The following is a 22,856-nucleotide window of genomic DNA, read 5'->3' on the forward strand; positions in this document are numbered from 1 at the left end:
GGGCGCAGGAGCGTCAGCCCGCGTTCGCGGCGGCGACCAGCGCGTCCTTGGTGACCGCGCCCACGTAGACGCGGCCGTCGTCCGTCATCAGCGCGTTGATCAGGCGGGTCTTGAAGACCGTGCCCGAGCCGAACTTTCCGCTGACCTTGTCGCCGAGCGCGTCCAGGAACTGCTGGGCCTCGGCCGGGACGTCCTTCGACGCCTTGGACGGCAGCGCCGCGCCGCCGGGCGTCCTGAACTCGGCGATGCTGTTCCAGCCCTTGCCGATGATCTTCGGGGCGCCCTCGCCCTCCGCGGCCTTGAACTTCTCCAGGTCGCCCCGCGACTTCTCGTGGCCCTCGGCCTTCGCGTCGTCGGCCTCGGTGACCTTCGCGCCCTTGGGCGGGGTGAAGGCGAACGAGGACGCGGCGGGCTTCCCGAAGTCGACGGAGGTGAAACCGGCGTCCACGACCGCCTTGCCGCCGCTGCTGGGCTGAAGCGTGAACTTCAGCGGCACGCCGTTCTCCGCGTCCACGGCGACGGTGATGGAGCCGACCGTGGAGCCCTTCTGCTCGGGCTTCAGGACCAGGCGGTACGCGTCGCGCCCGGCGACCCGCGCGGTGCCGTCCACCGAGACGGACGTGGTGCCGTCGGCGGCCTTGAGGGCCTCCTCGGCGAGCGCCTTCGGCGTGGTCGGGACGCCCTCGGGGACGTCCTGCATCTTGCGGTGCGGCGCCTCGCCCTCGCCCTTGCCGTCCGCGTGGTAGACCGCGTTGGAGCCGCTGTCGTACGCCCAGACCTCGTCGCCGTTGTGGATGAGGCTGTACTCGGACGCCTGGTCGAGGACGGACAGGCGCTGCTTGTCGGGGCCGTCGGCGGCCACCCGGAGGGTGTGCGTACCGGAGGCCAGCTCGGTGAGCTTGGTCTGCGGGTCGGCGCTCGATCCGCCCTTGCCGCCGTCGCCGCCCTCGGCCGCGCCGGACAGGAAGGAGCCGGCCAGGCCGCCCATGGACGGGATGCCCAGGTCGGTGCTGATCTTCACCGTGCCGGAGAACCGCTCGGTGTCCGACGCGGCGATCTTCTCGATGAGTTCCTGGGCGGTGATCTTCGGCAGATCGGGGTCGCCCGAGCTGGCGAGCGCCGGGACCAGGCCGATCGTCGCGGCCGCCACCCCCGCCACCGCTACGGGGACGATGTATCGCGCGGCCTTGCGGCGGCCGGCGGGCCTCCGGGCGGCCGTGCCGTTGGTCTCCGCGCTGTCGTTCGGTGCCATGTGTGCCCTACCTCCGTGGTCGGCGGCTTCCGTCGGGATGCACTCGTCCACTCCGTGCCGCCATTCTCACCCGTTTGGTCAGGAGTGGTTGTTCTCCATCTGACCAAATCGGGCGGCCCGAAGCGTCAACCCCCGGGAGCAACCTCGCGTACCCCTTCGGTATGACGGTGGAGGGCCATTTCTCCGCCGTCCAGTAGGGGTTGGGCCCCGACAGGCAGCTGCGGGCCCCGCGGTCCGTCAGCCGGCGCGGTGGACCACCGCGTCGCACAACTCTTCCAGGGCGAGCTTCGCGTAGCACTCCGGGAGCGGCTTCAGCGCGGCCCGCGCCTCCTGGGCGTATCGCACGGAGTCCTGCCGGGCCCGGGCCAGCGCCGGGTGGGCGCGCAGCAGACGCAGCACCTCCGCGAGCCGGTCCGGGTCGCCGAGGTCGCCGTCGAGCAGCTCCACGAGCGCCAGGTCGTCCGGCTTGCCGTCCGCCGCGGCCTGCGCCCTGAGGTGGAGGACGGGGAGGGTCGCGATGCCCTCCAGGAGGTCCGTGCCGGGGGTCTTGCCGGAATCGTGGGAGTCCGACGCGATGTCCAGGACGTCGTCGGCGAGCTGGAAGGCCACGCCGAGCCGTTCACCGTACTGGGTGAGGATGTCCACCGCGGACTCGTCGGCGCCGGACATCAGCGCGCCGAAGCGGCAGGCGACGGCGACCAGGGAGCCGGTCTTGCCGCGCATCACTTCGAGGTAGTGGTCGACCGGGTCGCGGCCGTCGCGCGGGCCCGCGGTCTCCAGGATCTGGCCGGTGACCAGGCGCTCGAACGCCTCCGCCTGGATGCGGACGGCCTCCGGGCCGAGGTCGGCCAGGATGTGCGAGGCACGCGCGAAGAGAAAGTCGCCGGTCAGTACGGCGACCGAGTTGCCCCAGCGGGAATTGGCGCTGTCGACACCGCGCCGCACCTCGGCCTCGTCCATGACGTCGTCGTGGTACAGCGTCGCGAGGTGGGTCAGCTCGACCACGACGGCCGCGGGCACCACGCCCGGCGCGTCGGCGTCGCCGAACTGGGCGGCCAGCATCGCAAGCAGCGGCCGGAACCGCTTGCCGCCCGCACGCACCAGGTGCTGGGCGGCATCCGTGATGAAGGGCACGTCGCTCTTGGTGGCATCGAGCAGGCCCGACTCGACAGCAGCCAAACCGGCCTGGACACCGGCCTCAAGAGCCTGGTCCCGCACGCTCAGTCCGAACGGCCCGACGACGGTCACGAGGGGATCTCCTGTCTGCTGACGATCACACGGAATGTCGATGTGTCGTTGTCACCACTCAAGTCAGCGTATCCGGTCCCCTTTGGATCACCGTGGGCGCCTTCCCGCCACCGCCGGTATGTTCGGGATCAGCTCATACGATCAGGAGTTGCCGCTTTGTCTCACACAGCAGCAGACACCGAACCGGCGCAGCCGCCCCCGGCCGACGACCACGCCTTCTTCGGCCAGCCACGGGGTCTGATGACCCTGTCCGGCCTGGAGGTCTGGGAGCGGTTCTCGTTCCTCGGCATGCAGGCGATCCTGGTCCTCTACTTCGCGGACACGGTCGCCAACGGCGGCATGGGCATGGAGGCCGGGACCGCCGCCTCCGTCTCCGCCGCGTACGGCACGCTCGTCTATCTGGTCTCGGTGGCGGGCGGCTGGCTGGCCGACCGCATCCTGGGCTCGTACCGGGCGGTGCTGTACGGCGGCATCCTGATCGCCTGCGGGCACTACGCCATGGCGGTGCCCACCAACGCGATGACCTGGGTCGGTCTCGGTCTGATCAGCGCCGGTACGGGGCTGCTGAAGCCCAATGTGGCGACGATGGTCGGCAAGCTCTACCGCACGGACGACGAGCGCCGGGACGCGGGCTTCGCCCTCTACTACATGGGCATCAACATCGGCGCGTTCCTCGGTCCGCTGATCACCGGCTGGCTCGGTGACCACGCCAGCTGGCACTGGGGCTTCTCGGCCGCCGCCTTCGGTATGACGCTGGGCCTCATCCAGTACGTCATGGGCCGCCGTCACCTGGCCGGCCGAAAGCACACCGCCGAATTCGCGCTGGCCCCCGGGCCGATGCGCCGCGCGGTCCTGCTCATCGTCGTCGGGGCGGTGGTGGTGGCGGCCGCCGCGACCGCGCTGGCCCTGGCGGGCTGGCTGACCATGGACCGGTTCGTGGACCTGCTCACCCTGATCTCGGTGATCGCGCCCGTCGTCTACTTCGTGGTGATGTTCCGCAGCCCCCGGGTCACCGCGGACGAGCGCGGCAGGCTGCGCCCGTACGTGGTGCTGTTCCTGGCGTCCGTGGTGTTCAACTTCATCCTCTTCCAGGCGTACTCGACGATGATGCTGCTCGCGTCGACGAACGCCCGTACGGAGATCTTCGGCTTCCACTTCCCGGCGAGCTGGTACGCCTCCGCGCTCGGCGCCTTCGAGGTGCTGCTCGCCCCGGTGGTCGCGACCGTCTGGGCGAGGATGGGGCCGCGCCAGCCGCACGCGTCCAACAAGATCGCGATCGGGGTGATCCTCGGCGGTCTCTCGTTCCTGCTGATGGTCCTGCCCACCTCCGGGCACACCGGCGACACCTACAAGATGGCCGCCTGGTGGATCGTCGGCTCCTATCTGCTGCTCGGGCTCGGCGACATCCTGCTGGAGACCTCCGGCATGTCGGCGACGACCAAGCTCGCCCCGAAGGCGTTCGCCAGCCAGACCATGGCCCTCTGGTTCCTCTCACTGGCCCTCGCCAACGGCATCCAGGCCCAGATCGTGAAGCTGTACGGCGAGGTGTCCAACCCCGCCTACTTCGGTGTCAACGGCGCCGTCGCGGTGGTGGCCGGTGTGGCCGTCATCGCCGCCGCACCCTGGCTCAGGCGCACGATGCACCCCGTCCACTGAGGTACGCCCATGCACATCGAGACCGCGTTCCCGTACGAGACGACCCACGAGGACCTCTATATCCCGCTCCCGGACGGCACCCAGCTGTACGCCCGGATCTGGCGGCCGGTCACGGACGAACCCGTGCCCGCGCTGCTGGAGTACCTGCCGTACCGGCTGAGCGACTGGACCGCGCCGCGCGACTGGCAGCGCCACCCCTGGTACGCCGGACACGGCTACGCCTCCGTCCGGGTGGACGTACGCGGGCACGGCAACAGCGAGGGCATGCCGGGCGACGAGTACGACGCGACGGAGCTGGCCGACGGGGTCGCGGTCGTCCACTGGCTGGCCCGCCAGGAGTGGTGCTCGGGCCGGGTCGGCATGTTCGGGATCTCCTGGGGCGGCTTCAACTCGCTCCAGATCGCCGCGCTGGCCCCGGAGCCCCTGAAGGCGATCGTCACGGTGTGCTCGGCGGACGACCGCTACGACAACGACGTCCACTACATGGGCGGCTCGGTCCTCGCCGTGGACATGCACGCCTGGGCGGCGACCATGCTGGCCTTCGTCTGCCGGCCGCCCGACCCGGCGGACGTCGGCGACGACTGGCGGCAGATGTGGCTGGACCGGCTCGAAGCGGTGGACCCCTTCATCCACACCTGGCTCTCCCACCAGACCCGGGACGCCTACTGGAAGCACGGCAGCGTCTGCGAGGACTACTCCGCGATCGAGGCGAACGTCCTCGCGGTCGGCGGCTGGCACGACCCGTACCGGGACACCGTCCTCCGGCTGGTCGAGCACCTGGACCCGGGAAAGGTGCGCGGGATCATCGGCCCCTGGTCGCACCAGTACCCCGACCGGGGGCTGCCGCCCGGACCGGGCATCGGCTTCCTCCAGGAGACCCTGCGCTGGTGGGACCAGCACCTGAAGGACGAGGACACCGGGGTGATGGAGGAGCCGCTGCTGCGGTCCTGGATCAGCGAGTCGCACCCGCCCGCCACGGTGTACGAGACGCTGCCCGGCCGCTGGGTCGGGGAGACCAGCTGGCCTTCGGAGAACGTCACCCCGGTGGCGTACGCCCTCCAGGGCGGGCCGCAGATCGTCCACTCGCCGCAGCAGACCGGGCTGGACGCCGGGCGGTTCTTCCCCTTCGGCAACGACGCCGACCTGCCGCCGGACCAGCGCGACGAGGACGCCAAGTCGCTGTGCTTCGAATTCCCGGTCGCCGACGCGCCGATCGAGATCCTGGGCAGACCCCGGGTGAGCCTGCGCATCAAAATGGACGTGCCGCGCGGCCAGGCCATCGTCCGGCTCTGCGACGTCGCCCCCGACGGCTCCTCCACCCTCGTCACGCGCGGCGCGCTCAACCTCGCCGCCCGGAAGGGTCGCGACCGCACCGAGGACTGGACGCCCGGCGCCACCGAGGACGTCACCTTCGAGCTGAACGGCATCGGGCACACCTTCCCGCCCGGCCACCGCATCCGGCTCGCCGTCTCGTCCTCGTACTGGCCCTGGATCTGGCCGCAGGCGGGCTCGGCCGGCTTCACCCTGGAGGCGGACGGCAGCCTGGTCGAGCTCCCGGTGCGGCGGCACACCGAGGACCCCGCCATCCGCTTCGAGGAGCCCGAGCAGTCCGAACCGCTGGGCGTCGTCTACCCGGAGACGCTGGACGAGCCGCGCCCCGAACGACTCGTCGTCCGCGATGTGGCCAAGGGCGAGTGGCGGATGGAGGTGGACCCGCGCTACGGCGGCACGCGGGTCTACCCGGACGGGCTCGAATTCACCGAGGACGCGGTGGAGACGTACACCATCCACGAGGGCGACCCGCTCTCCGCGCGAACCCGGTCCGACTGGACGATCCGGCTGCACCGGCCGGAGATGGCCTGGGACGTGCAGATCGACACCCGCTCCGAGATCACCGCCGACGCGGACGACTTCCACACCGTCAGCGAGGTCGTCTGCACCGAGGGCGGCGAGGTCGTCTTCCACCGGACCTGGGAGAAGAGCATCCCGCGCACGTCCGGGTGACGTCGCATGTGAGGCGTACTTTCCGGGGCATTGGGGAGGGTTGGGGCACTGCCGTCCGGCAGACGTCCCGACGTTACGACCTCACCCGCGACGCCGCTGACAATCGCGGGTGAGGTCGTAACGTTGTCCCCAAGCGACCCGGAAAGCGAGGCAGCGAACGATGCCCGAGCAGAGCAGTCCGCTCGATGTGGCCGAAGGGGACCCCTTCGGCCCGCACAACCTGCCGTACGGCGTGTTCTCCACCCCCGACCGCCCGGGCGAGCGGCGCGTCGGCGTCCGCATCGGCGACCACGTCCTGGACGCCGGGGCCGCCGCCCTCGCCCTCGGTTCGCCGTACGCCCAACTCCTGGCCCAGCCCGACCTGATGGCCCTGCTCTCGGCCGGTCGCACCGCCTGGCGCGATGTGCGCCGGGCGCTGACCGCGTGGGTCACGGTCCCCGCGCACCGCGCGGACATGGAGCCGCTGCTGCACCCGCTGGACGCGGTGACCCTGCACCTGCCGTACCAGGTCGCGGACTACGTGGACTTCTACGCGAGCGAGCACCACGCCACCAACGTGGGCCAGATCTTCCGGCCCGACGCCGACGCACCGCTCACCCCCAACTGGAAGCACCTGCCGATCGGTTACCACGGCCGCGCCGGGACCGTCGTGGTCTCCGGCACCGATGTGGTCCGCCCGGCGGGCCAGCGCAAGGCACCGGCCGACCCGGCGCCCGTCTTCGGCCCCTCCGTGAAGCTCGACATCGAGGCGGAGGTCGGCTTCGTCGTCGGCACCCCGTCCGAGCAGGGGAAGCCCGTCGCCCTCACGGACTTCCGCGAGCACGTCTTCGGGCTCTCGCTGCTCAACGACTGGTCGGCGCGCGACATCCAGGCGTGGGAGTACGTCCCGCTCGGCCCGTTCCTCGGCAAGTCCTTCGCGACCTCCGTCTCCGCCTGGGTCACCCCGCTGGAGGCGCTGGACGCCGCCCGCACCGCCCCGCCCGCCCGCGACCTCCCGCTGCTCCCCTATCTGGAGGACGCGGACGAGGACGAGCCCGGCGGCTACGACCTGCGGATCTCCGTCGCGGTCAACGGACACGTCGTCGCGGAGCCGCCGTTCTCCACGATGTACTGGACGGCCGCCCAGCAGCTCGCCCAGATGACGGTCAACGGCGCCTCCCTGCGCACCGGCGACCTCTTCGGCTCCGGCACGGTCAGCGGCGCCGAGCCGTCCCAGCGCGGCTGCCTCCTGGAGCTGACCTGGAACGGCCGCGACCCGCTGGAACTGCCCGAGGGCAAGCGGACGTTCCTGGAGGACGGCGACACGGTGACCATCACCGCCTGGGCCCCGGGGCCGGACGGCACCCGGGTGGGGCTGGGCGAGGTCGCGGGGCGGGTCGTGCCTGCGGGGTGAGCCGGGCGGACCGTCCGTCAGGCCCCGGGGCCTCTCACTCGTACTCCGGGGGCTCCTCGTCCCAGCCGAACTCGGCGTCGTCGTGGGCAGCCGACTGGGCGGGGCGGGCGGCCGGTGCCGGGGCGGGCTTCCGGGCGGGGGCCGGGGACGGGTCGGCCGGGGCCGGGGTTGGCTGCGCCGGGGGCTCCGGGGCCTCGGCCGTGTCGAGGCCGGACAGGACCTCCAGGACCCCCTCCCCGTACGTCGCCAGCTTCTTCTCGCCCAGGCCGCTGATGCCGCCCAGCTCGTCCAGGGTCGTCGGGTGGACCGTGGCGATCTCGCGGAGGGTGGCGTCGTGGAAGATCACGTACGCCGGGAGGCTCAGTTCCTTGGCCTGGGCGGCTCGCCAGGCGCGCAGGGCCTCGAAGACGGGGACGGCCGTCTCGGGGAGGTCGGCGGCGGCCGCCTTGGGTTTGCGCTCGCCCCGGCCGGACGAGGAGCGGGAGGCCGTCGGCTTCTTCGGCTCCTTGCGGAGCTGGACCTCGCGCTCCCGGTTGAGGACCGCGCCGCTCGCCTCTGTGAGGACCAGCGTGCCGTACTCGCCCTCGACGGCGATCAGGCCCTGGGCCAGGAGCTGGCGGACCACGCCGCGCCACTCCGCCTCGGCCAGGTCCTCGCCGAGGCCGAAGACCGACAGCTGGTCGTGGTCGAACTGGATGACCTTGGCCGTGCGGCGGCCGAGCAGGATGTCGATGATCTGGCCCGCGCCGAACTTCTGGCCGCGCTCCCGCTTCAGCCGTACCACCGTGGACAGCAGCTTCTGGGCGGACACCGTGCCGTCCCAGGTCTCCGGCGGGGTGAGGCAGGTGTCGCAGTTGCCGCAGGAGGTGGCCGTGGGCTCCTGGCCGAAGTACGTGAGGAGCTGGGCGCGGCGGCACTGGGCCGTCTCGCACAGGGCGAGCATCGAGTCCAGGTGCGAGGCGGCCCGGCGGCGGAACGCCTCGTCGCCCTCGCCGCCCTGGATGAGCTTGCGCTGCTGGACGACGTCCTGGAGGCCGTACGCCATCCACGCCGTGGACGGGGCGCCGTCGCGGCCGGCCCGGCCGGTCTCCTGGTAGTAGCCCTCGACGGACTTCGGGAGGTCCAGGTGGGCGACGAAGCGGACGTCCGGCTTGTCGATGCCCATGCCGAAGGCGATCGTCGCGACGACGACCAGGCCCTCCTCGCGCAGGAAGCGGGACTGGTGGGCCGCGCGCGTCCCGGCGTCGAGCCCCGCGTGGTACGGGACGGCCTCGATGCCGTTGCGGCAGAGGAATTCGGCGGTCTTCTCCGTCGACGCGCGGGAGAGGCAGTAGATGATGCCCGCGTCCCCGGGGTGCTCCTCCTTGAGGAAGGCGAGCAGCTGCTTCTTCGGATCGGCCTTGCCCACGATCCGGTACTGGATGTTGGGCCGGTCGAAGCTGGCGACGAAGTGCTTGGCGTCGGGCATGCCGAGCCGCTGGGTGATCTCGCGGTGCGTGGCGTCCGTCGCCGTGGCCGTCAGGGCGATGCGCGGCACGTCCGGCCAGCGCTCGCCGAGCACGGACAGGGCGAGGTAGTCGGGGCGGAAGTCGTGGCCCCACTGGGCGACGCAGTGCGCCTCGTCGATGGCGAAGACGGAGACCTCGCCCCGGGCCAGCAGCGCCAGTGTGGTGTCCAGCCGCAGCCGCTCCGGGGCCAGATACAGCAGGTCCAGCTCGCCCGCGACGAACTGCGCCTCCATCGAGCGGCGCTCGTCGAAGTCCTGCGTGGAGTTGATGAAGCCGGCCCGCACGCCGAGCGCCCGGAGCGCGTCGACCTGGTCCTGCATGAGGGCGATCAGCGGGGAGATCACGACGCCGGTGCCCCGCCGGACCAGGGCTGGGATCTGGTAGCAGAGGGACTTGCCGCCACCGGTGGGCATGAGCACGACGGAGTCCCCGCCGGCCACCACATGGTCGACGATCGCCTCCTGCTCGCCGCGGAACGCGTCGTAACCGAAGACGCGGTGCAGGGTGCGCCGCGCCTCGCTCTCGGCCGTGGCGGCGGCTCCGCCCGTGCTCACATCCGTGGTCATGCCCGTCACGCCCGTCCCGCTCATCGCTCTGTCCCCCGATACCGGTCCCGCTGCGTCCCAGCGCTCCCCTGCCACGATAGGCGCCGCCTGTGACAACGCCGGACGGGCTTGACTTCCCGAGGGAAGGCCAAGCCCGTCCGGCGTGGTCGTACGGCCGTTTCCGGCTACCTCACGAACGTCCCCGCCTGGCCCGCCAGGTCCAGGAAGTACTGCGGGGCCACGCCCAGGACCACGGTCACGGCCACGCCGAACGCGATGGTGGTCATCGTCAGCGGGGACGGGACGGCGACCGTGGGGCCGTCCGCCTTCGGCTCGCTGAAGAACATCAGCACGATGACCCGGATGTAGAAGAACGCGGCGATCGCCGAGGAGATCACACCGACCACGACCAGGCCGCCCGCGCCGCCGTCCGCCGCCGCCTTGAACACCGCGAACTTCCCGGAGAAGCCCGAGGTCAGCGGGATACCGGCGAAGGCCAGCAGGAACACCGCGAAGACCGCGGCGACCAGCGGCGAGCGCCGGCCGAGTCCGGCCCACTTCGACAGGTGCGTCGCCTCGCCGCCCGCGTCCCGCACCAGTGTGACGACGGCGAAGGCGCCGACCGTCACGAAGGAGTACGTGCCGAGGTAGAAGAGGACGGACGAGATGCCTTCGGGGGTGGCCGCGATCACACCGGCCAGGATGAATCCGGCGTGCGCGATCGAGGAGTAGGCCAGCAGCCGCTTGATGTCGGTCTGCGTGATCGCGACGACCGCGCCGCCCACCATCGTGACGATCGCGACGCCCCACATGACCGGCCGCAGGTCCCAGGTGAGCCCGGGCAGCACCACGTACAGCAGGCGCAGCAGCGCGCCGAACGCGGCGACCTTGGTGGCGGCGGCCATGAAGCCGGTGACCGGGGTCGGGGCGCCCTGGTAGACGTCCGGGGTCCACATGTGGAACGGGACGGCGCCGACCTTGAAGAGCAGGCCGGTCAGGATCATCGCGCCGCCGATGAGCAGCAGCGCGTCGTTGCCCATGGTGTCGGCGAGCGCCGGGTCGATCTTCTGGATCGAGCCGTCGACCACGGTCGCGATCCGGGCGTACGAGACGGAGCCCGCGTATCCGTAGAGGAGCGCGATCCCGAACAGCAGGAACGCCGAGGAGAACGCGCCGAGCAGGAAGTACTTCACGGCCGACTCCTGCGACATCAGCCGCTTGCGGCGGGCGACGGCGCACAGGAGGTACAGCGGGAGGGAGAAGACCTCCAGGGCCACGAACAGCGTCAGCAGGTCGTTGGCCGCCGGGAAGACGAGCATCCCGGCCACCGAGAAGAGGACGAGCGGGAACACCTCGGTGGTGGTGAACCCGGCCTTGACCGCGGCCTTCTCGCTGTCGCTGCCGGGCACCGACGCGGCCTGCGCCGCGAAGGAGTCGACCCTGTTCCCGTGGGACTCGGGGTCGAGCCGCCGTTCGGCGAACGTGAAGACCGCGACCAGGGACGTCAGCAGGATGACGCCCTGGAGGAACAGGGCCGGTCCGTCGACCGCGATGGCGCCCATCGCGGCGATGTGCGCCTTGGTCGTCCCGTAACCGCCGGCCGCGAGGCCGACGACCGCGGCGAACGCGGCGACCAGCGCGACGACGGTCAGGAGGACCTGGGTGTGGTACCGGGCCCGGCGCGGCACGAATGCCTCGACCAGGACGCCGATCACGGCGACGCCGATCACGATCAGGACCGGGGTCAGCTGGGTGTACTCGATGACCGGGGCCGTGAACTTCTCGTCCGGTGCGGCGGAGGTCACCCCGGCCGCCGTCGTCCACAGGCTGTGGACAGCTGTTGCGCTCACTTGGCGGCCTCCACCTCGGGCTGGGGGTCCTTCTTCTGTACGTCCGACATGGTGTGTTGCACCGCCGGGTTGACGATGTCCGTCAGCGGCTTCGGGTAGACACCCAGGAAGAGCAGCAGCGCGATCAGCGGGACGACCACCACGAGCTCACGGGCCTTGAGGTCCGCCATGCCCTGCACCTCGGCCTTGACCGGGCCGGTCATGGTGCGCTGGTAGAGGACCAGGACGTAGATCGCGGCGAGCACGATGCCGGTGGTGGCGATGATGCCGGCCGCCGGATACGCGGCGAACGCGCCGACCAGGACCAGGAACTCACTGACGAACGGGGCGAGCCCCGGCAGCGACAGCGTGGCCAGACCGCCGATCAGGAAGGTGCCGGCCAGGACCGGCGCCACCTTCTGCACCCCCCCGTAGTCGGCGATGAGGCGCGAGCCGCGCCGGCTGATCAGGAAGCCCGCGACCAGCATCAGCGCGGCCGTCGAGATGCCGTGGTTGACCATGTACAGCGTCGCACCCGACTGGCCTTGGCTGGTCATCGCGAAGATGCCCAGGATGATGAAGCCGAAGTGCGAGATGGACGCGTAGGCGATCAGCCGCTTGATGTCGCGCTGGCCGACCGCGAGCAGTGCTCCGTACACGATGCTGATCAGCGCCAGGACCAGGATCACCGGAGTCGCCCACTTGCTGGCCTCCGGAAAGAGCTGGAGGCAGAAGCGGAGCATCGCGAACGTGCCGACCTTGTCGACCACGGCGGTGATCAGCACGGCGACCGGGGCGGTCGCCTCACCCATGGCGTTGGGCAGCCAGGTGTGCAGCGGCCACAGCGGGGCCTTCACCGCGAAGGCGAAGAAGAAGCCGAGGAACAGCCACCGCTCCGTGCCGGTCGCCATGGAGAACGTGCCGTTGGCCCGGGCCTCGGCGATCTCGGAGAGCGAGAACGAGCCCGCGACCACGTACAGGCCGATCACCGCGGCCAGCATGATGAGGCCGCCGACCAGGTTGTAGAGGAGGAACTTCACCGCCGCGTACGAGCGCTGCGCCGCCGCGTTCTCGTCGCTGCCGGTGTGCGCCCGGTCCCCGAAGCCGCCGATGAGGAAGTACATCGGGATGAGCATGGCTTCGAACAGGATGTAGAAGAGGAAGACGTCGGTGGCCTCGAAGGAGAGGATCACCATCGCCTCGACCATCAGGATCAGGGCGAAGAAGCCCTGAGTGGGACGCCAGCGCGAGGAGTTCGTCTCCAGGGGATCGGCGTCGTTCCAGCCGGCCAGGATGACGAACGGGATCAGCAGGGCGGTGAGCGCCATGAGCGCCACCCCGATGCCGTCGACGCCCAGCTCGTAGCGGACGCCGAAGTCCTTGATCCAGGCGTGCGATTCGGTGAGCTGGAAGCGGTCACCGCCGGGCTCGAAGCGGGCGAGCGCGATGCCCGCCAGGACGAGCGTGGCCAGCGAGAAGAGCAGCGCCAGCCATTTGGCGGCGGTGCGCCGGGCGGCCGGGACGGCGGCGGTGGCCACCGCGCCGATCGCCGGAAGCGCCGCCGTCGCTGTCAGGAGGGGAAAGGACATGTGATCAGACCGCCCTCATCAGCAGGGTCGCGGCGATGAGAACCGCCGTACCGCCGAACATCGAGACCGCGTAGGAGCGGGCGTAGCCGTTCTGCAGCTTGCGCAGCCGACCGGAGAGCCCGCCCATGGACGCGGCCGTGCCGTTGACGACGCCGTCGACCAGGGTGTGGTCCACGTAGACCAGGGAGCGGGTCAGGTGCTCGCCGCCCCGGACCAGGACCACGTGGTTGAAGTCGTCCTGGAGGAGATCGCGGCGCGCGGCGCGGGTGAGCAGCGAGCCGCGCGGGGCGGTCACCGGCACCGGCTTGCGGCCGTACATCACCCAGGCGATGGCGACACCGATGACGAGCACCACCATGGTCGCCGCGGTGACGGTCGACGCGCCGATCGGGGCGTCGCCGTGGTCATGACCGGTGACCGGCTCCAGCCAGTGCAGGAAACGGTCGCCGATCGAGAAGAAGCCACCGGCGAAGACCGAGCCGAAGGCCAGCACGATCATCGGGATCGTCATGGACTTCGGGGACTCGTGCGGATGCGGCTCGTGGCCCTCAGCGTCCGGCTGCCACCGCTTCTCACCGAAGAACGTCATGATCATCACGCGTGTCATGTAGAACGCGGTGATCGCGGCGCCCAGCAGGGTGACCGCTCCGAGGATCCAGCCCTCCGTGCCGCCCTTGGCGAACGCCGCCTCGATGATCTTGTCCTTGGAGAAGAAGCCGGAGAGGCCGGGGAAGCCGATGATCGCGAGATAGCCGAGGCCGAAGGTGATGAAGGTGACCGGCATGTACTTCCGCAGGCCGCCGAACTTCCGCATGTCCACCTCGTCGTTCATGCCGTGCATGACCGAACCGGCGCCGAGGAAGAGCCCGGCCTTGAAGAAGCCGTGCGTCACCAGGTGCATGATCGCGAAGACGTAGCCGATGGGGCCGAGCCCGGCGGCCAGGATCATGTAGCCGATCTGCGACATCGTGGAGCCGGCGAGGGCCTTCTTGATGTCGTCCTTCGCGCAACCGACGATCGCACCGAACAGCAGCGTGACCGCGCCGACCACCACGACGACCAGCTGGGCGTCCGGGGCGGCGTTGAAGATCGCGCCGGAGCGGACGATCAGGTAGACACCGGCGGTGACCATGGTCGCGGCGTGGATGAGGGCGGAGACCGGGGTCGGGCCCTCCATCGCGTCGCCGAGCCAGGACTGCAGCGGCACCTGGGCGGACTTGCCGCAGGCGGCGAGCAACAGCATCAGGCCGATCGCCGTCAGCTTGCCCTCGCTGGTCTCGCCGGTCGCCTCCAGGACGGGGCCGTACGCGAACGTGCCGAAGGTGGTGAACATCAGCATGATCGCGATCGACAGGCCCATGTCGCCGACGCGGTTGACCAGGAACGCCTTCTTCGCGGCGGTCGCCGCGCTGGGCTTGTGCTGCCAGAAGCCGATGAGCAGGTACGAGGCGAGGCCGACGCCCTCCCAGCCGACGTACAGCAGCAGGTAGTTGTCGGCGATGACCAGGATCAGCATCGCCGCCAGGAACAGGTTCAGATAGCCGAAGAAGCGGCGCCGGCGCTCGTCGTGCTCCATGTAGCCGATCGAGTAGATGTGGATCAGCGTGCCCACACCGGTGATCAGCAGGACGAAGGTCATCGACAGCTGGTCGAGCTGGAAGGCCACATCGGCCTGGAAGCCCTCGACCGGAATCCAGCTGAACAGCTTCTGGTGCAGCGCCCGGTCCTCGGCGCCCTTCCCCAGCATGTCGGTGAAGAGCACCACGGCCACGACGAACGAGGCGGCGGCGAGCAGGGTGCCGAGCCAGTGCCCGGCGCGGTCGAGGCGGCGGCCGCCGCACAGCAGCACCGCCGCTCCGAGCAGGGGCGCCGCGACGAGCAGCGCAATCAGGTTCTCCACAGTGCAAACGCCCCTTACAGCTTCATCAGGCTGGCGTCATCGACCGAGGCCGAGTGGCGGGATCGGAACAGCGACACGATGATCGCGAGCCCGACCACGACCTCCGCGGCGGCGACGACCATCGTGAAGAAGGCGATGATCTGGCCGTCGAGGTTGCCGTGCATCCGGGAGAAGGTCACGAACGCGAGGTTGCAGGCGTTGAGCATCAGCTCGACGCACATGAACACCACGATCGCGTTCCGCCGGATCAGGACCCCGGCCGCGCCGATGGTGAACAGCAGGGCGGCGAGATAGAGGTAGTTGACCGGATTCACTTGGCGACCTCCTCTTCTTCGGTGTCCCGGCCCAGCCGCTCACCGGAGCGCTGCTCCAGTGCCTTGAGACCGGCCAGTGATTCCTGGGACACGTCACGCATCTGGCCGCGCTTGCGCAGCGTGTTCATGACGGTCAGCTCGGACGGGGTGCCGTCGGGGAGCAGGCCCGCGATGTCCACCGCGTTGTGCCGGGCGTAGACGCCGGGGGCGGGCAGCGGCGGGAGGTGGTTGCTCCGCACGCGGTCCTCGGACATCTCCCGCTGGTTCTTGGCCCGTTCGGTGCGCTCGCGGTGCGTGAGCACCATCGCGCCGACGGTCGCGGTGATCAGCAGGGCGCCGGTGATCTCGAAGGCGAAGACGTACTTGGTGAAGATGAGGTTGGCGAGCCCCTCCACGTTTCCGCCGTGCACGGTGTTGGCGGTGCCCAGGCCGTTGAAGCTCTTCAGCGAGGCGTTGCCGATACCGGCGATCAGCAGGACACCGAAGCCGATGCCGCAGCCGGCGGCCAGCCAGCGCTGGCCCTTGATGGTCTCCTTCAGCGAGTCCGCCGCCGTGACGCCGACGAGCATGACCACGAAGAGGAACAGCATCATGATCGCGCCGGTGTAGACGACGATCTGGACGACGCCGAGGAAGTAGGCGCCGTTGGCGAGGTAGAACACCGCGAGGATGATCATCGTCCCGGCGAGGCTCAGCGCGCTGTGCACGGCCTTCTTCATGAGCACCGTGGACAGGGCGCCGATCACGGCCACCGTGCCGAGCACCCAGAACTGGAACGCCTCGCCGTTGGAGGTCTGCGAGGCCGCTGCGGCCAGGCCGGTCATGCGTCCACCTCCTGCGAAGCGCCGTTGCTCTCCGCCTCGTCGGACGGCTTCTCGCCCTTGGAGACGGCGAGCTGACGCTCCGTACCGGGAGCGGCCTCGGTGACCAGGCCCCGGTAGTAGTCCTGTTCGTCCGTGCCGGGGAAGATCGCGTGCGGGCTGTCGACCATGCCTTCCTCCAGGCCCGCGAGCAGCTCGTCCTTGGTGTAGATGAGGCTCTCGCGGGTGGTGTTGGCGAGCTCGAACTCGTTGGTCATCGTGAGCGCCCGGGTGGGGCACGCCTCGATGCACAGTCCGCAGAGGATGCAGCGCGCGTAGTTGATCTGGTAGACGCGGCCGTAGCGCTCACCCGGGGAGTAGCGCTCCTCCTCGGTGTTGTCCGCGCCCTCCACGTAGATCGCGTCGGCGGGACAGGCCCAGGCGCACAGCTCGCAGCCGACGCACTTCTCCAGCCCGTCCGGATGGCGGTTGAGCTGGTGGCGGCCGTGGAAGCGGGGCGCCGTCACCTTCGGCGTCTCCGGATACTGCTCGGTGAGCCGCTTCTTGAACATGGCCTTGAAGGTCACGCCGAAGCCGGCCACCGGGTTGTGGAACTTGTCCTCCGAGGACTGGGAGGACTGCGATGCCGTCGACCCCGTCGGGCCGGTGGATTTCGCCGGCTTCCTGGGCCCCGGCGAATCAGGCAGTTCAGACACCGTCGGCCTCCTTTCCGTCACTCGGATTTCCGTCACTCTGAGTATCCACCCCGCCACTGACAACGAGCTCCCGCTCGCGTCGCGGCCTGCGCCGGGGCACGGGCGGCAGGGTCTGTCCGGGCAGCGGCGGCACCGGGAATCCGCCTGCCATCGGGTCGAACGCCGGCTCGGGTCCGGCCTGTTCGGCGGCGGCCTTGTCCTTCTTGTCGCGGAAGATGTCGGCGACGAAGGAGATCAGCAGCACCGCGATCACGGCACCGGCCACATAGAGCAGGATCTTGGAGAAGTCGTAGCCCTCGTTGCGCAGCGCCCGCACCGTCGCGACCAGCATCAGCCAGACGACGGAGACCGGGATCAGGACCTTCCAGCCGAGCTTCATCAGCTGGTCGTAGCGGACGCGGGGCAGCGTGCCGCGCAGCCAGATGAAGAAGAACAGCAGCAGCTGGACCTTGAGGACGAACCAGAGCATCGGCCACCAGCCGTGGTTCGCGCCCTCCCAGAAGGTGCTGATCGGCCACGGAGCCCGCCAGCCGCCCAGGAACAGGGTCGCGGAGACGGCGGAGACGGTGACCATGTTGACGTACTCGGCGAGCATGAACATCGCGAACTTGATGGACGAGTACTCGGTGTTGAAGCCGCCGACGAGGTCGCCCTCGGACTCCGGCATGTCGAAGGGGGCGCGGTTGGTCTCGCCGACCATCGTGACGATGTAGATGATGAAGGAGACCGGCAGCAGGATGATGAACCAGCGGTCCTGCTGCGCCTCCACGATCTTCGACGTCGACATCGACCCGGAGTAGAGGAACACCGAGGCGAACGCGGCGCCCATCGCGATCTCGTACGAGATCATCTGCGCGCAGGAACGGAGCCCGCCGAGCAGCGGGTACGTCGATCCGGACGACCAGCCGGCCAGCACGATGCCGTAGATGCCGACCGAGGCGACCGCGAGGATGTACAGCATCGCGATCGGCAGGTCGGTGAGCTGCATCGCCGTACGGTGCCCGAAGATCGAGACCTCGTTGTCCGAGGGCCCGAAGGGGATCACCGCGATGGCCATGAAGGCGGGGATGGCGGCGATGATCGGCGCGAGGACGTAGACGACCTTGTCCGCCCGCTTGACGATGACGTCTTCCTTCAGCATCAGCTTGATGCCGTCGGCGAGCGACTGGAGCATGCCCCAGGGGCCGTGCCGGTTGGGACCGATGCGCAGCTGCATCCAGGCGACGACCTTGCGCTCCCACACGATGGAGAAGAGCACGGTCACCATCAGGAACGCGAAGCAGAAGACGGCCTTGATGACGACGAGCCACCAGGGGTCGTTGCCGAACATCGACAGGTCCTCGGCGGCGAGCACCGAACGGTGCGGTGCCGCGGCCAGTTGAGCGAAGGCGGTCACGCCCGCACCTCCGGTGTGACGTCGGGAGTACCGGCAGCGGCGGGGCCGATCCGGACCAGGCCGCCGGGGCGGGCCCCGGTCATGGCCGGCACGCCCCGCCCGGCCGAGTTCAGCGGCACCCAGACCACGCGGTCCGGCATGTCGGTGACCCGGAGCGGGAGTTCTACGCTGCCCGCCGGGCCGGACACCGCCAGCAGGTCGCCGTCCTTGACCCCGGTCTCCGCGGCCGTGGCGGCCGACAGCCGGGCCACCGTGTCGTGCCGGGTCCCGGCGAGCGCGGTGTCCCCCTCCTGGAGGCGGCCCAGGTCGAGCAGCATCCGGTGGCCGGCCAGGATCGCCTCGCCGTCACCGGGCCGGGGCAGCGGCTGCGCGGAGACCCGCGGCTCGTCCGCGTACCCGCCCTGCCAGCCGCCGAGGCGGTCCAGCTCGCGGCGGGCGGCCTTCAGGTCCGGCAGCGCGAAGTGGCGGTCCATCGCGTCGGCCAGCATGTGCAGGACGCGGGCATCGCCCGGGGCGAGGTTCCGCGTCATCTGGTCGGGCTTCAGCGCGGCCTCGAACATCCGCGCCCGGCCCTCCCAGTTGAGGAAGGTCCCGGACTTCTCGGCGACCGCGGCCACCGGGAACACCACGTCGGCGCGGTCGGTGACCTCGCTCGGGCGGAGCTCGAAGGAGACCAGGAAACCGACCCGGTCCAGGGCCTCCAGGGCACGCGCCGGGTCCGGCAGGTCCTCGGTCCCGACGCCGGCGACGACCAGCGCGGCCAGCTCACCGGTGGCCGCGGCCTCGATGATCTGGCCGGTGTCGCGGCCGAAGCGGGACGGGAGTTCGGCGACGCCCCACGCGGCGGCGACCTCGTCCCGGGCGCGCGGGTCGGTGGCCGGGCGGCCGCCGGGCAGCAGCGACGGGAGCGCGCCCGCCTCCACCGCGCCGCGTTCGCCCGCCCGGCGCGGGATCCACACCAGCCGGGCCCCGGTCGCGGTCGCGGCCCGGACCGCGGCGGTCAGCCCGCCGGGCACCCCGGCCAGCCGCTCGCCGACCACGATCAGCGCGCCCTCACCGCGCAGCGCCTCCGCCGCGGCGGCGCCCTCGCCCTCCAGGCCGACGCCGCCCGCGATGGCGTCCAGCCACTCGGTTTCGGTGCCGGGTGCGGCGGGAAGCAGCGTGCCTCCGGCCTTCGCCAGGCCCCGGGTGGCGTGGGAGGCGACGGAGAAGGTGCGCTGGCCGTGCTTGCGGTGGGCCTTGCGCAGCCGCAGGAAGACCCCGGGGGCCTCCTCCTCCGACTCGAACCCGACCAGCAGCACGGTCGGCGCCTTCTCCAGCGAGGTGTACGTGACACCGCTGCCGTCCAGGTCCTTGCCGCGCCCGGCGACGCGCGAGGCCAGGAAGTCGGCCTCCTCGTCGCTGTGGACCCGGGCCCGGAAGTCGATGTCGTTGGTGTCCAGGGCGATCCGCGCGAACTTGCTGTACGCGTACGCGTCCTCGACGGTCAGCCGGCCGCCGGTGAGGACGCCGGTCCGGCCGCGCGCGGCGGACAGGCCCTCGGCCGCCGCCGCCAGTGCCTCGGGCCAGCTCGCCGGTTCCAGCTCGCCGGAGCCACCCCGGACGAGCGGGGTGGTGAGGCGGTCGCGCTGCTGGGCGTAACGGAAGCCGAAACGGCCCTTGTCGCAGAGCCACTCCTCGTTGACCTCGGGCTCGTTGGCCGCGAGGCGGCGCATGACCTTGCCGCGCCGGTGGTCGGTGCGGGTGGCGCAGCCGCCGGCGCAGTGCTCGCACACGGAGGGCGTCGACACCAGGTCGAAGGGGCGGGAGCGGAACCGGTACGCCGCCGAGGTCAGGGCCCCGACCGGGCAGATCTGGATGGTGTTCCCGGAGAAGTACGACTGGAACGGGTCGCCCTCGCCGGTGCCGACCTGCTGGAGCGCGCCGCGCTCGATCAGCTCGATCATCGGGTCGCCCGCGACCTGGTTGGAGAACCGGGTGCAGCGCGCGCAGAGCACGCAGCGCTCACGGTCCAGCAGCACCTGGGTGGAGATCGGCACGGGCTTCTCGTACGTCCGCTTCTTGCCGTCGAAGCGGGAGTCGGAGTCGCCGTGCGACATCGCCTGGTTCTGGAGCGGGCACTCGCCGCCCTTGTCGCAGACCGGGCAGTCCAGCGGGTGGTTGATGAGCAGCAGCTCCATCACACCGCGCTGCGCCTTGTCGGCGACCGGCGAGGTGATCTGCGACTTGACGACCATGCCGTCGGTGCAGGTGATGGTGCAGGACGCCATCGGCTTGCGCTGGCCCTCGACCTCGACGATGCACTGGCGGCAGGCGCCGGCCGGGTCGAGGAGGGGGTGGTCGCAGAACCGGGGGATCTCGATGCCGAGGAGTTCGGCGGCGCGGATGACCAAGGTGCCCTTGGGCACGCTGATCTCGATGCCGTCGATGGTCAGCGTGACCAGGTCCTCGGGCGGGATCGCCGCTTCGCCGCCCCCGGAGGGCGCACTCGTGGTGACTGTCATGCGTTCACCCCCTGGTGAGCGTTCTTGTCGTCGGCCCAGAGGGTCGACTTGGCGGGATCGAAGGGGCAGCCCTTGCCGGTGATGTGCTGCTCGTACTCCTCGCGGAAGTACTTCAGCGAGGAGAAGATCGGCGAGGCGGCGCCGTCGCCGAGGGCGCAGAACGACTTGCCGTTGATGTTGTCGGCGATGTCGTTGAGCTTGTCGAGGTCGGACATCCGGCCCTTACCGGCCTCGATGTCGCGGAGCAGCTGGACGAGCCAGTAGGTGCCCTCGCGGCAGGGGGTGCACTTGCCGCAGGACTCGTGCGCGTAGAACTCGGTCCAGCGGGTGACGGCCCGCACCACGCAGGTCGTCTCGTCGAAGCACTGGAGCGCCTTGGTGCCGAGCATGGACCCGGCCGCGCCGACGCCCTCGTAGTCGAGGGGCACGTCGAGGTGTTCGTCGGTGAACATCGGCGTGGAGGAGCCGCCGGGGGTCCAGAACTTGAGGCGGTGGCCGGGGCGCATGCCGCCGCTCATGTCGAGGAGCTGGCGCAGCGTGATGCCGAGCGGCGCCTCGTACTGGCCGGGGCCCGCGACATGGCCGCTGAGCGAGTAGAGCGTGAAGCCCGGGGACTTCTCGCTGCCCATGGACTTGAACCAGTCCTTGCCCTTGTTCAGGATCGCGGGAACCGAGGCGATGGACTCGACGTTGTTCACCACAGTGGGGCAGGCGTACAGACCGGCGACCGCAGGGAAGGGGGGCCGCAGCCGGGGCTGGCCCCGCCGTCCTTCGAGAGAGTCGAGCAGCGCGGTTTCCTCACCACAGATGTACGCACCGGCGCCCGCGTGCACCGTGAGTTCCAGATCGAGCCCTGAACCCAGGACGTTCGTCCCCAGATATCCCGCCTCGTACGCCTCTCGAACGGCCTCGTGCAACCGTCGCAGTACGGGGACGACCTCACCGCGCAAGTAGATGAACGCGTGCGACGACCGGATCGCGTAGCAGGCGATCACGATGCCCTCGATGAGGCTGTGCGGGTTGGCGAAGAGGAGCGGGATGTCCTTGCAGGTCCCCGGCTCCGACTCGTCGGCGTTGACAACAAGATAGTGAGGCTTGCCGTCCCCCTGCGGGATGAACTGCCACTTCATGCCGGTGGGGAAGCCGGCACCGCCGCGTCCGCGCAGACCGGAGTCCTTGACGTACGCGATGAGGTCGTCCGGGGACATGGTGAGGGCCTTGCGCAGGCCCTCGTAGCCCTCGTGGCGGCGGTAGGTGTCCAGGGTCCAGGATTCCGGCTGGTCCCAGAAGGCGGACAGGACGGGCGCGAGCAGCTTCTCGGGACTGGTCCCGTTGTGATCGAGCTCGGTGGCCAACGTCATCACTCCCCCTCCTCGGCTGCGGGTCCTGCCGGGTGGTCCGGGTCGGATGCCGAGGTCTGCTGCGGCGCGTCGTGGGAGCTGAGGTGCTCGGCGCCCTTCTGCGGCTGGTCGGTGGGTGCCTCGCCGCGCGGGCTGACGACGCGGGCCTGCGGTGCGGCCTCGCCCTTGGCCAGCTTGAGGCCGATGAGCGAGGCGTGGCCTGCGCCGCCGGTGGCCTCGACGGCGCCGGGGCGCTCGTCGGGGAAGCCGGCGAGGATGCGCGCGGTGTCCTTGTACGTGCACAGGGGCGCGCCGCGGGTGGGCTCGACGGTGCGGCCCGCGATGAGGTCGTCGACCAGTTGGGTCGCGCTCTCCGGCGTCTGGTTGTCGAAGAACTCCCAGTTGACCATCACGACGGGCGCGAAGTCGCAGGCGGCGTTGCACTCGATGTGTTCGAGGGTGACCTTGCCGTCCTCGGTCGTCTCGTCGTTGCCGACGCCGAGGTGTTCCTTGAGCCGGTCGAAGATCGCGTCGCCGCCCATCACCGCGCAGAGCGTGTTGGTGCAGACGCCGACCTGGTAGTCGCCGCTCGGCTTGCGCCGGTACATCGTGTAGAAGGTGGCGACCGCGGTGACCTCGGCGGTGGTGAGGTCGAGCATGTCGGCGCAGAAGGCCATGCCCGTACGCGAGACGTACCCCTCCTCGGACTGCACGAGGTGCAGCAGCGGCAGCAGCGCGGAGCGGCTGTCGGGGTAGCGGGCGATCACCTCCTTCGCATCCGCTTCGAGCCTGGCGCGCGCCTCGGCCGGGTAGGCGGGGGCGGGGAGCTGCGGCATCCCCAGACTGACTTCCTGACGTGCTT

General features: G+C 70.4%; 16 protein-coding genes. 3 read left to right on the forward strand and 13 right to left on the reverse strand.

What is annotated here, in order from left to right; all coding sequences use genetic code 11:
* Positions 1–13 precede the first annotated feature (13 nt).
* Both OG867_RS12685 and OG867_RS12690 read right to left on the reverse strand, forming a co-directional pair.
* Positions 14–1,252, reverse strand: a complete 1,239-nt coding sequence (locus tag OG867_RS12685; protein WP_406285111.1) for a LolA family protein — start codon at positions 1,250–1,252, stop codon at positions 14–16.
* A 237-nt stretch (positions 1,253–1,489) separates the two neighbouring features.
* On the reverse strand, positions 1,490–2,500 hold the full coding sequence (locus OG867_RS12690; protein WP_406285113.1) for a polyprenyl synthetase family protein: 1,011 nt from the start codon (positions 2,498–2,500) through the stop codon (positions 1,490–1,492).
* A gap of 156 nt (positions 2,501–2,656) precedes the next feature.
* On the opposite strand from OG867_RS12690, the gene OG867_RS12695 reads away from it, so the two are divergent.
* The 3 genes from OG867_RS12695 to fahA all read left to right on the forward strand — a co-directional run bounded on the left by OG867_RS12695 (position 2,657) and on the right by fahA (position 7,553).
* On the forward strand, positions 2,657–4,156 hold the full coding sequence (locus OG867_RS12695) for a peptide MFS transporter (RefSeq protein ID WP_328901699.1): 1,500 nt from the start codon (positions 2,657–2,659) through the stop codon (positions 4,154–4,156).
* A 9-nt stretch (positions 4,157–4,165) separates the two neighbouring features.
* Positions 4,166–6,160, forward strand: coding sequence for a CocE/NonD family hydrolase (locus OG867_RS12700; protein ID WP_406285116.1), 1,995 nt, complete (start codon positions 4,166–4,168; stop codon positions 6,158–6,160).
* 160 nt (positions 6,161–6,320) lie between these two features.
* Complete coding sequence (gene fahA, locus OG867_RS12705) at positions 6,321–7,553, forward strand: fumarylacetoacetase (RefSeq protein ID WP_406285118.1); 1,233 nt, start codon at positions 6,321–6,323, stop codon at positions 7,551–7,553.
* Between the two features lie 34 nt (positions 7,554–7,587).
* Here fahA and recQ read toward each other — a convergent pair whose 3' ends face one another.
* The 11 genes from recQ to nuoE all read right to left on the reverse strand — a co-directional run bounded on the left by recQ (position 7,588) and on the right by nuoE (position 22,830).
* The gene (gene recQ, locus OG867_RS12710; RefSeq protein WP_406285119.1) at positions 7,588–9,651 is read right to left on the reverse strand and encodes a DNA helicase RecQ; all 2,064 of its coding nucleotides are present in this window, start codon (positions 9,649–9,651) and stop codon (positions 7,588–7,590) included.
* Between the two features lie 140 nt (positions 9,652–9,791).
* On the reverse strand, positions 9,792–11,456 hold the full coding sequence (gene nuoN, locus OG867_RS12715) for an NADH-quinone oxidoreductase subunit NuoN (RefSeq protein WP_406285121.1): 1,665 nt from the start codon (positions 11,454–11,456) through the stop codon (positions 9,792–9,794).
* On the reverse strand, positions 11,453–13,024 hold the full coding sequence (locus OG867_RS12720; protein WP_328901690.1) for an NADH-quinone oxidoreductase subunit M: 1,572 nt from the start codon (positions 13,022–13,024) through the stop codon (positions 11,453–11,455). Before OG867_RS12720 ends, nuoN begins: the two co-directional genes overlap by 4 nt.
* A 4-nt stretch (positions 13,025–13,028) precedes the next feature.
* Complete coding sequence (gene nuoL / locus OG867_RS12725; protein WP_328901689.1) at positions 13,029–14,924, reverse strand: NADH-quinone oxidoreductase subunit L; 1,896 nt, start codon at positions 14,922–14,924, stop codon at positions 13,029–13,031.
* A 14-nt stretch (positions 14,925–14,938) separates the two neighbouring features.
* Positions 14,939–15,238, reverse strand: coding sequence for an NADH-quinone oxidoreductase subunit NuoK (gene nuoK, locus OG867_RS12730; protein WP_018101339.1), 300 nt, complete (start codon positions 15,236–15,238; stop codon positions 14,939–14,941).
* On the reverse strand, positions 15,235–16,062 hold the full coding sequence (locus OG867_RS12735) for an NADH-quinone oxidoreductase subunit J (RefSeq protein ID WP_328901688.1): 828 nt from the start codon (positions 16,060–16,062) through the stop codon (positions 15,235–15,237). Before OG867_RS12735 ends, nuoK begins: the two co-directional genes overlap by 4 nt.
* Positions 16,059–16,754 carry an NADH-quinone oxidoreductase subunit NuoI gene (nuoI, locus tag OG867_RS12740; protein WP_328901687.1) on the reverse strand — a complete coding sequence of 232 codons (696 nt, stop codon included), beginning with the start codon at positions 16,752–16,754 and terminating at the stop codon, positions 16,059–16,061. The genes OG867_RS12735 and nuoI overlap by 4 nt, the downstream gene beginning before the upstream one ends.
* On the reverse strand, positions 16,747–18,150 hold the full coding sequence (gene nuoH, locus OG867_RS12745; protein WP_406285126.1) for an NADH-quinone oxidoreductase subunit NuoH: 1,404 nt from the start codon (positions 18,148–18,150) through the stop codon (positions 16,747–16,749). Before nuoH ends, nuoI begins: the two co-directional genes overlap by 8 nt.
* On the reverse strand, positions 18,147–20,654 hold the full coding sequence (locus OG867_RS12750) for an NADH-quinone oxidoreductase subunit G (protein ID WP_406285129.1): 2,508 nt from the start codon (positions 20,652–20,654) through the stop codon (positions 18,147–18,149). The genes nuoH and OG867_RS12750 overlap by 4 nt, the downstream gene beginning before the upstream one ends.
* Positions 20,651–22,015: an NADH-quinone oxidoreductase subunit NuoF gene (gene nuoF / locus OG867_RS12755; RefSeq protein WP_406285132.1), complete on the reverse strand. Its 1,365-nt coding sequence runs from the start codon at positions 22,013–22,015 to the stop codon at positions 20,651–20,653. Before nuoF ends, OG867_RS12750 begins: the two co-directional genes overlap by 4 nt.
* The gene (nuoE, locus tag OG867_RS12760) at positions 22,015–22,830 is read right to left on the reverse strand and encodes an NADH-quinone oxidoreductase subunit NuoE (RefSeq protein ID WP_406290925.1); all 816 of its coding nucleotides are present in this window, start codon (positions 22,828–22,830) and stop codon (positions 22,015–22,017) included. The genes nuoF and nuoE overlap by 1 nt, the downstream gene beginning before the upstream one ends.
* Positions 22,831–22,856: the final 26 nt, after the last annotated feature.

The sequence above is a fragment of the Streptomyces sp. NBC_00209 genome (assembly GCF_045206345.1).
Taxonomy (GTDB): Bacteria; Actinomycetota; Actinomycetes; order Streptomycetales; family Streptomycetaceae; genus Streptomyces.

What these genes read in the sequence shown, in the direction of transcription:
- OG867_RS12685 (WP_406285111.1), bottom strand. Translation starts at nt 1,252, where the DNA reads ATGGCACCGAACGACAGCGCGGAGACCAACGGCACGGCCGCCCGGAGG.
- OG867_RS12700 (WP_406285116.1), top strand. Translation starts at nt 4,166, where the DNA reads ATGCACATCGAGACCGCGTTCCCGTACGAGACGACCCACGAGGACCTC.
- fahA (WP_406285118.1), top strand. Translation starts at nt 6,321, where the DNA reads ATGCCCGAGCAGAGCAGTCCGCTCGATGTGGCCGAAGGGGACCCCTTC.
- recQ (WP_406285119.1), bottom strand. Translation starts at nt 9,651, where the DNA reads ATGAGCGGGACGGGCGTGACGGGCATGACCACGGATGTGAGCACGGGC.
- OG867_RS12720 (WP_328901690.1), bottom strand. Translation starts at nt 13,024, where the DNA reads ATGTCCTTTCCCCTCCTGACAGCGACGGCGGCGCTTCCGGCGATCGGC.
- OG867_RS12735 (WP_328901688.1), bottom strand. Translation starts at nt 16,062, where the DNA reads ATGACCGGCCTGGCCGCAGCGGCCTCGCAGACCTCCAACGGCGAGGCG.
- OG867_RS12750 (WP_406285129.1), bottom strand. Translation starts at nt 20,654, where the DNA reads ATGACAGTCACCACGAGTGCGCCCTCCGGGGGCGGCGAAGCGGCGATC.
- nuoF (WP_406285132.1), bottom strand. Translation starts at nt 22,015, where the DNA reads ATGACGTTGGCCACCGAGCTCGATCACAACGGGACCAGTCCCGAGAAG.
- nuoE (WP_406290925.1), bottom strand. Translation starts at nt 22,830, where the DNA reads ATGCCGCAGCTCCCCGCCCCCGCCTACCCGGCCGAGGCGCGCGCCAGG.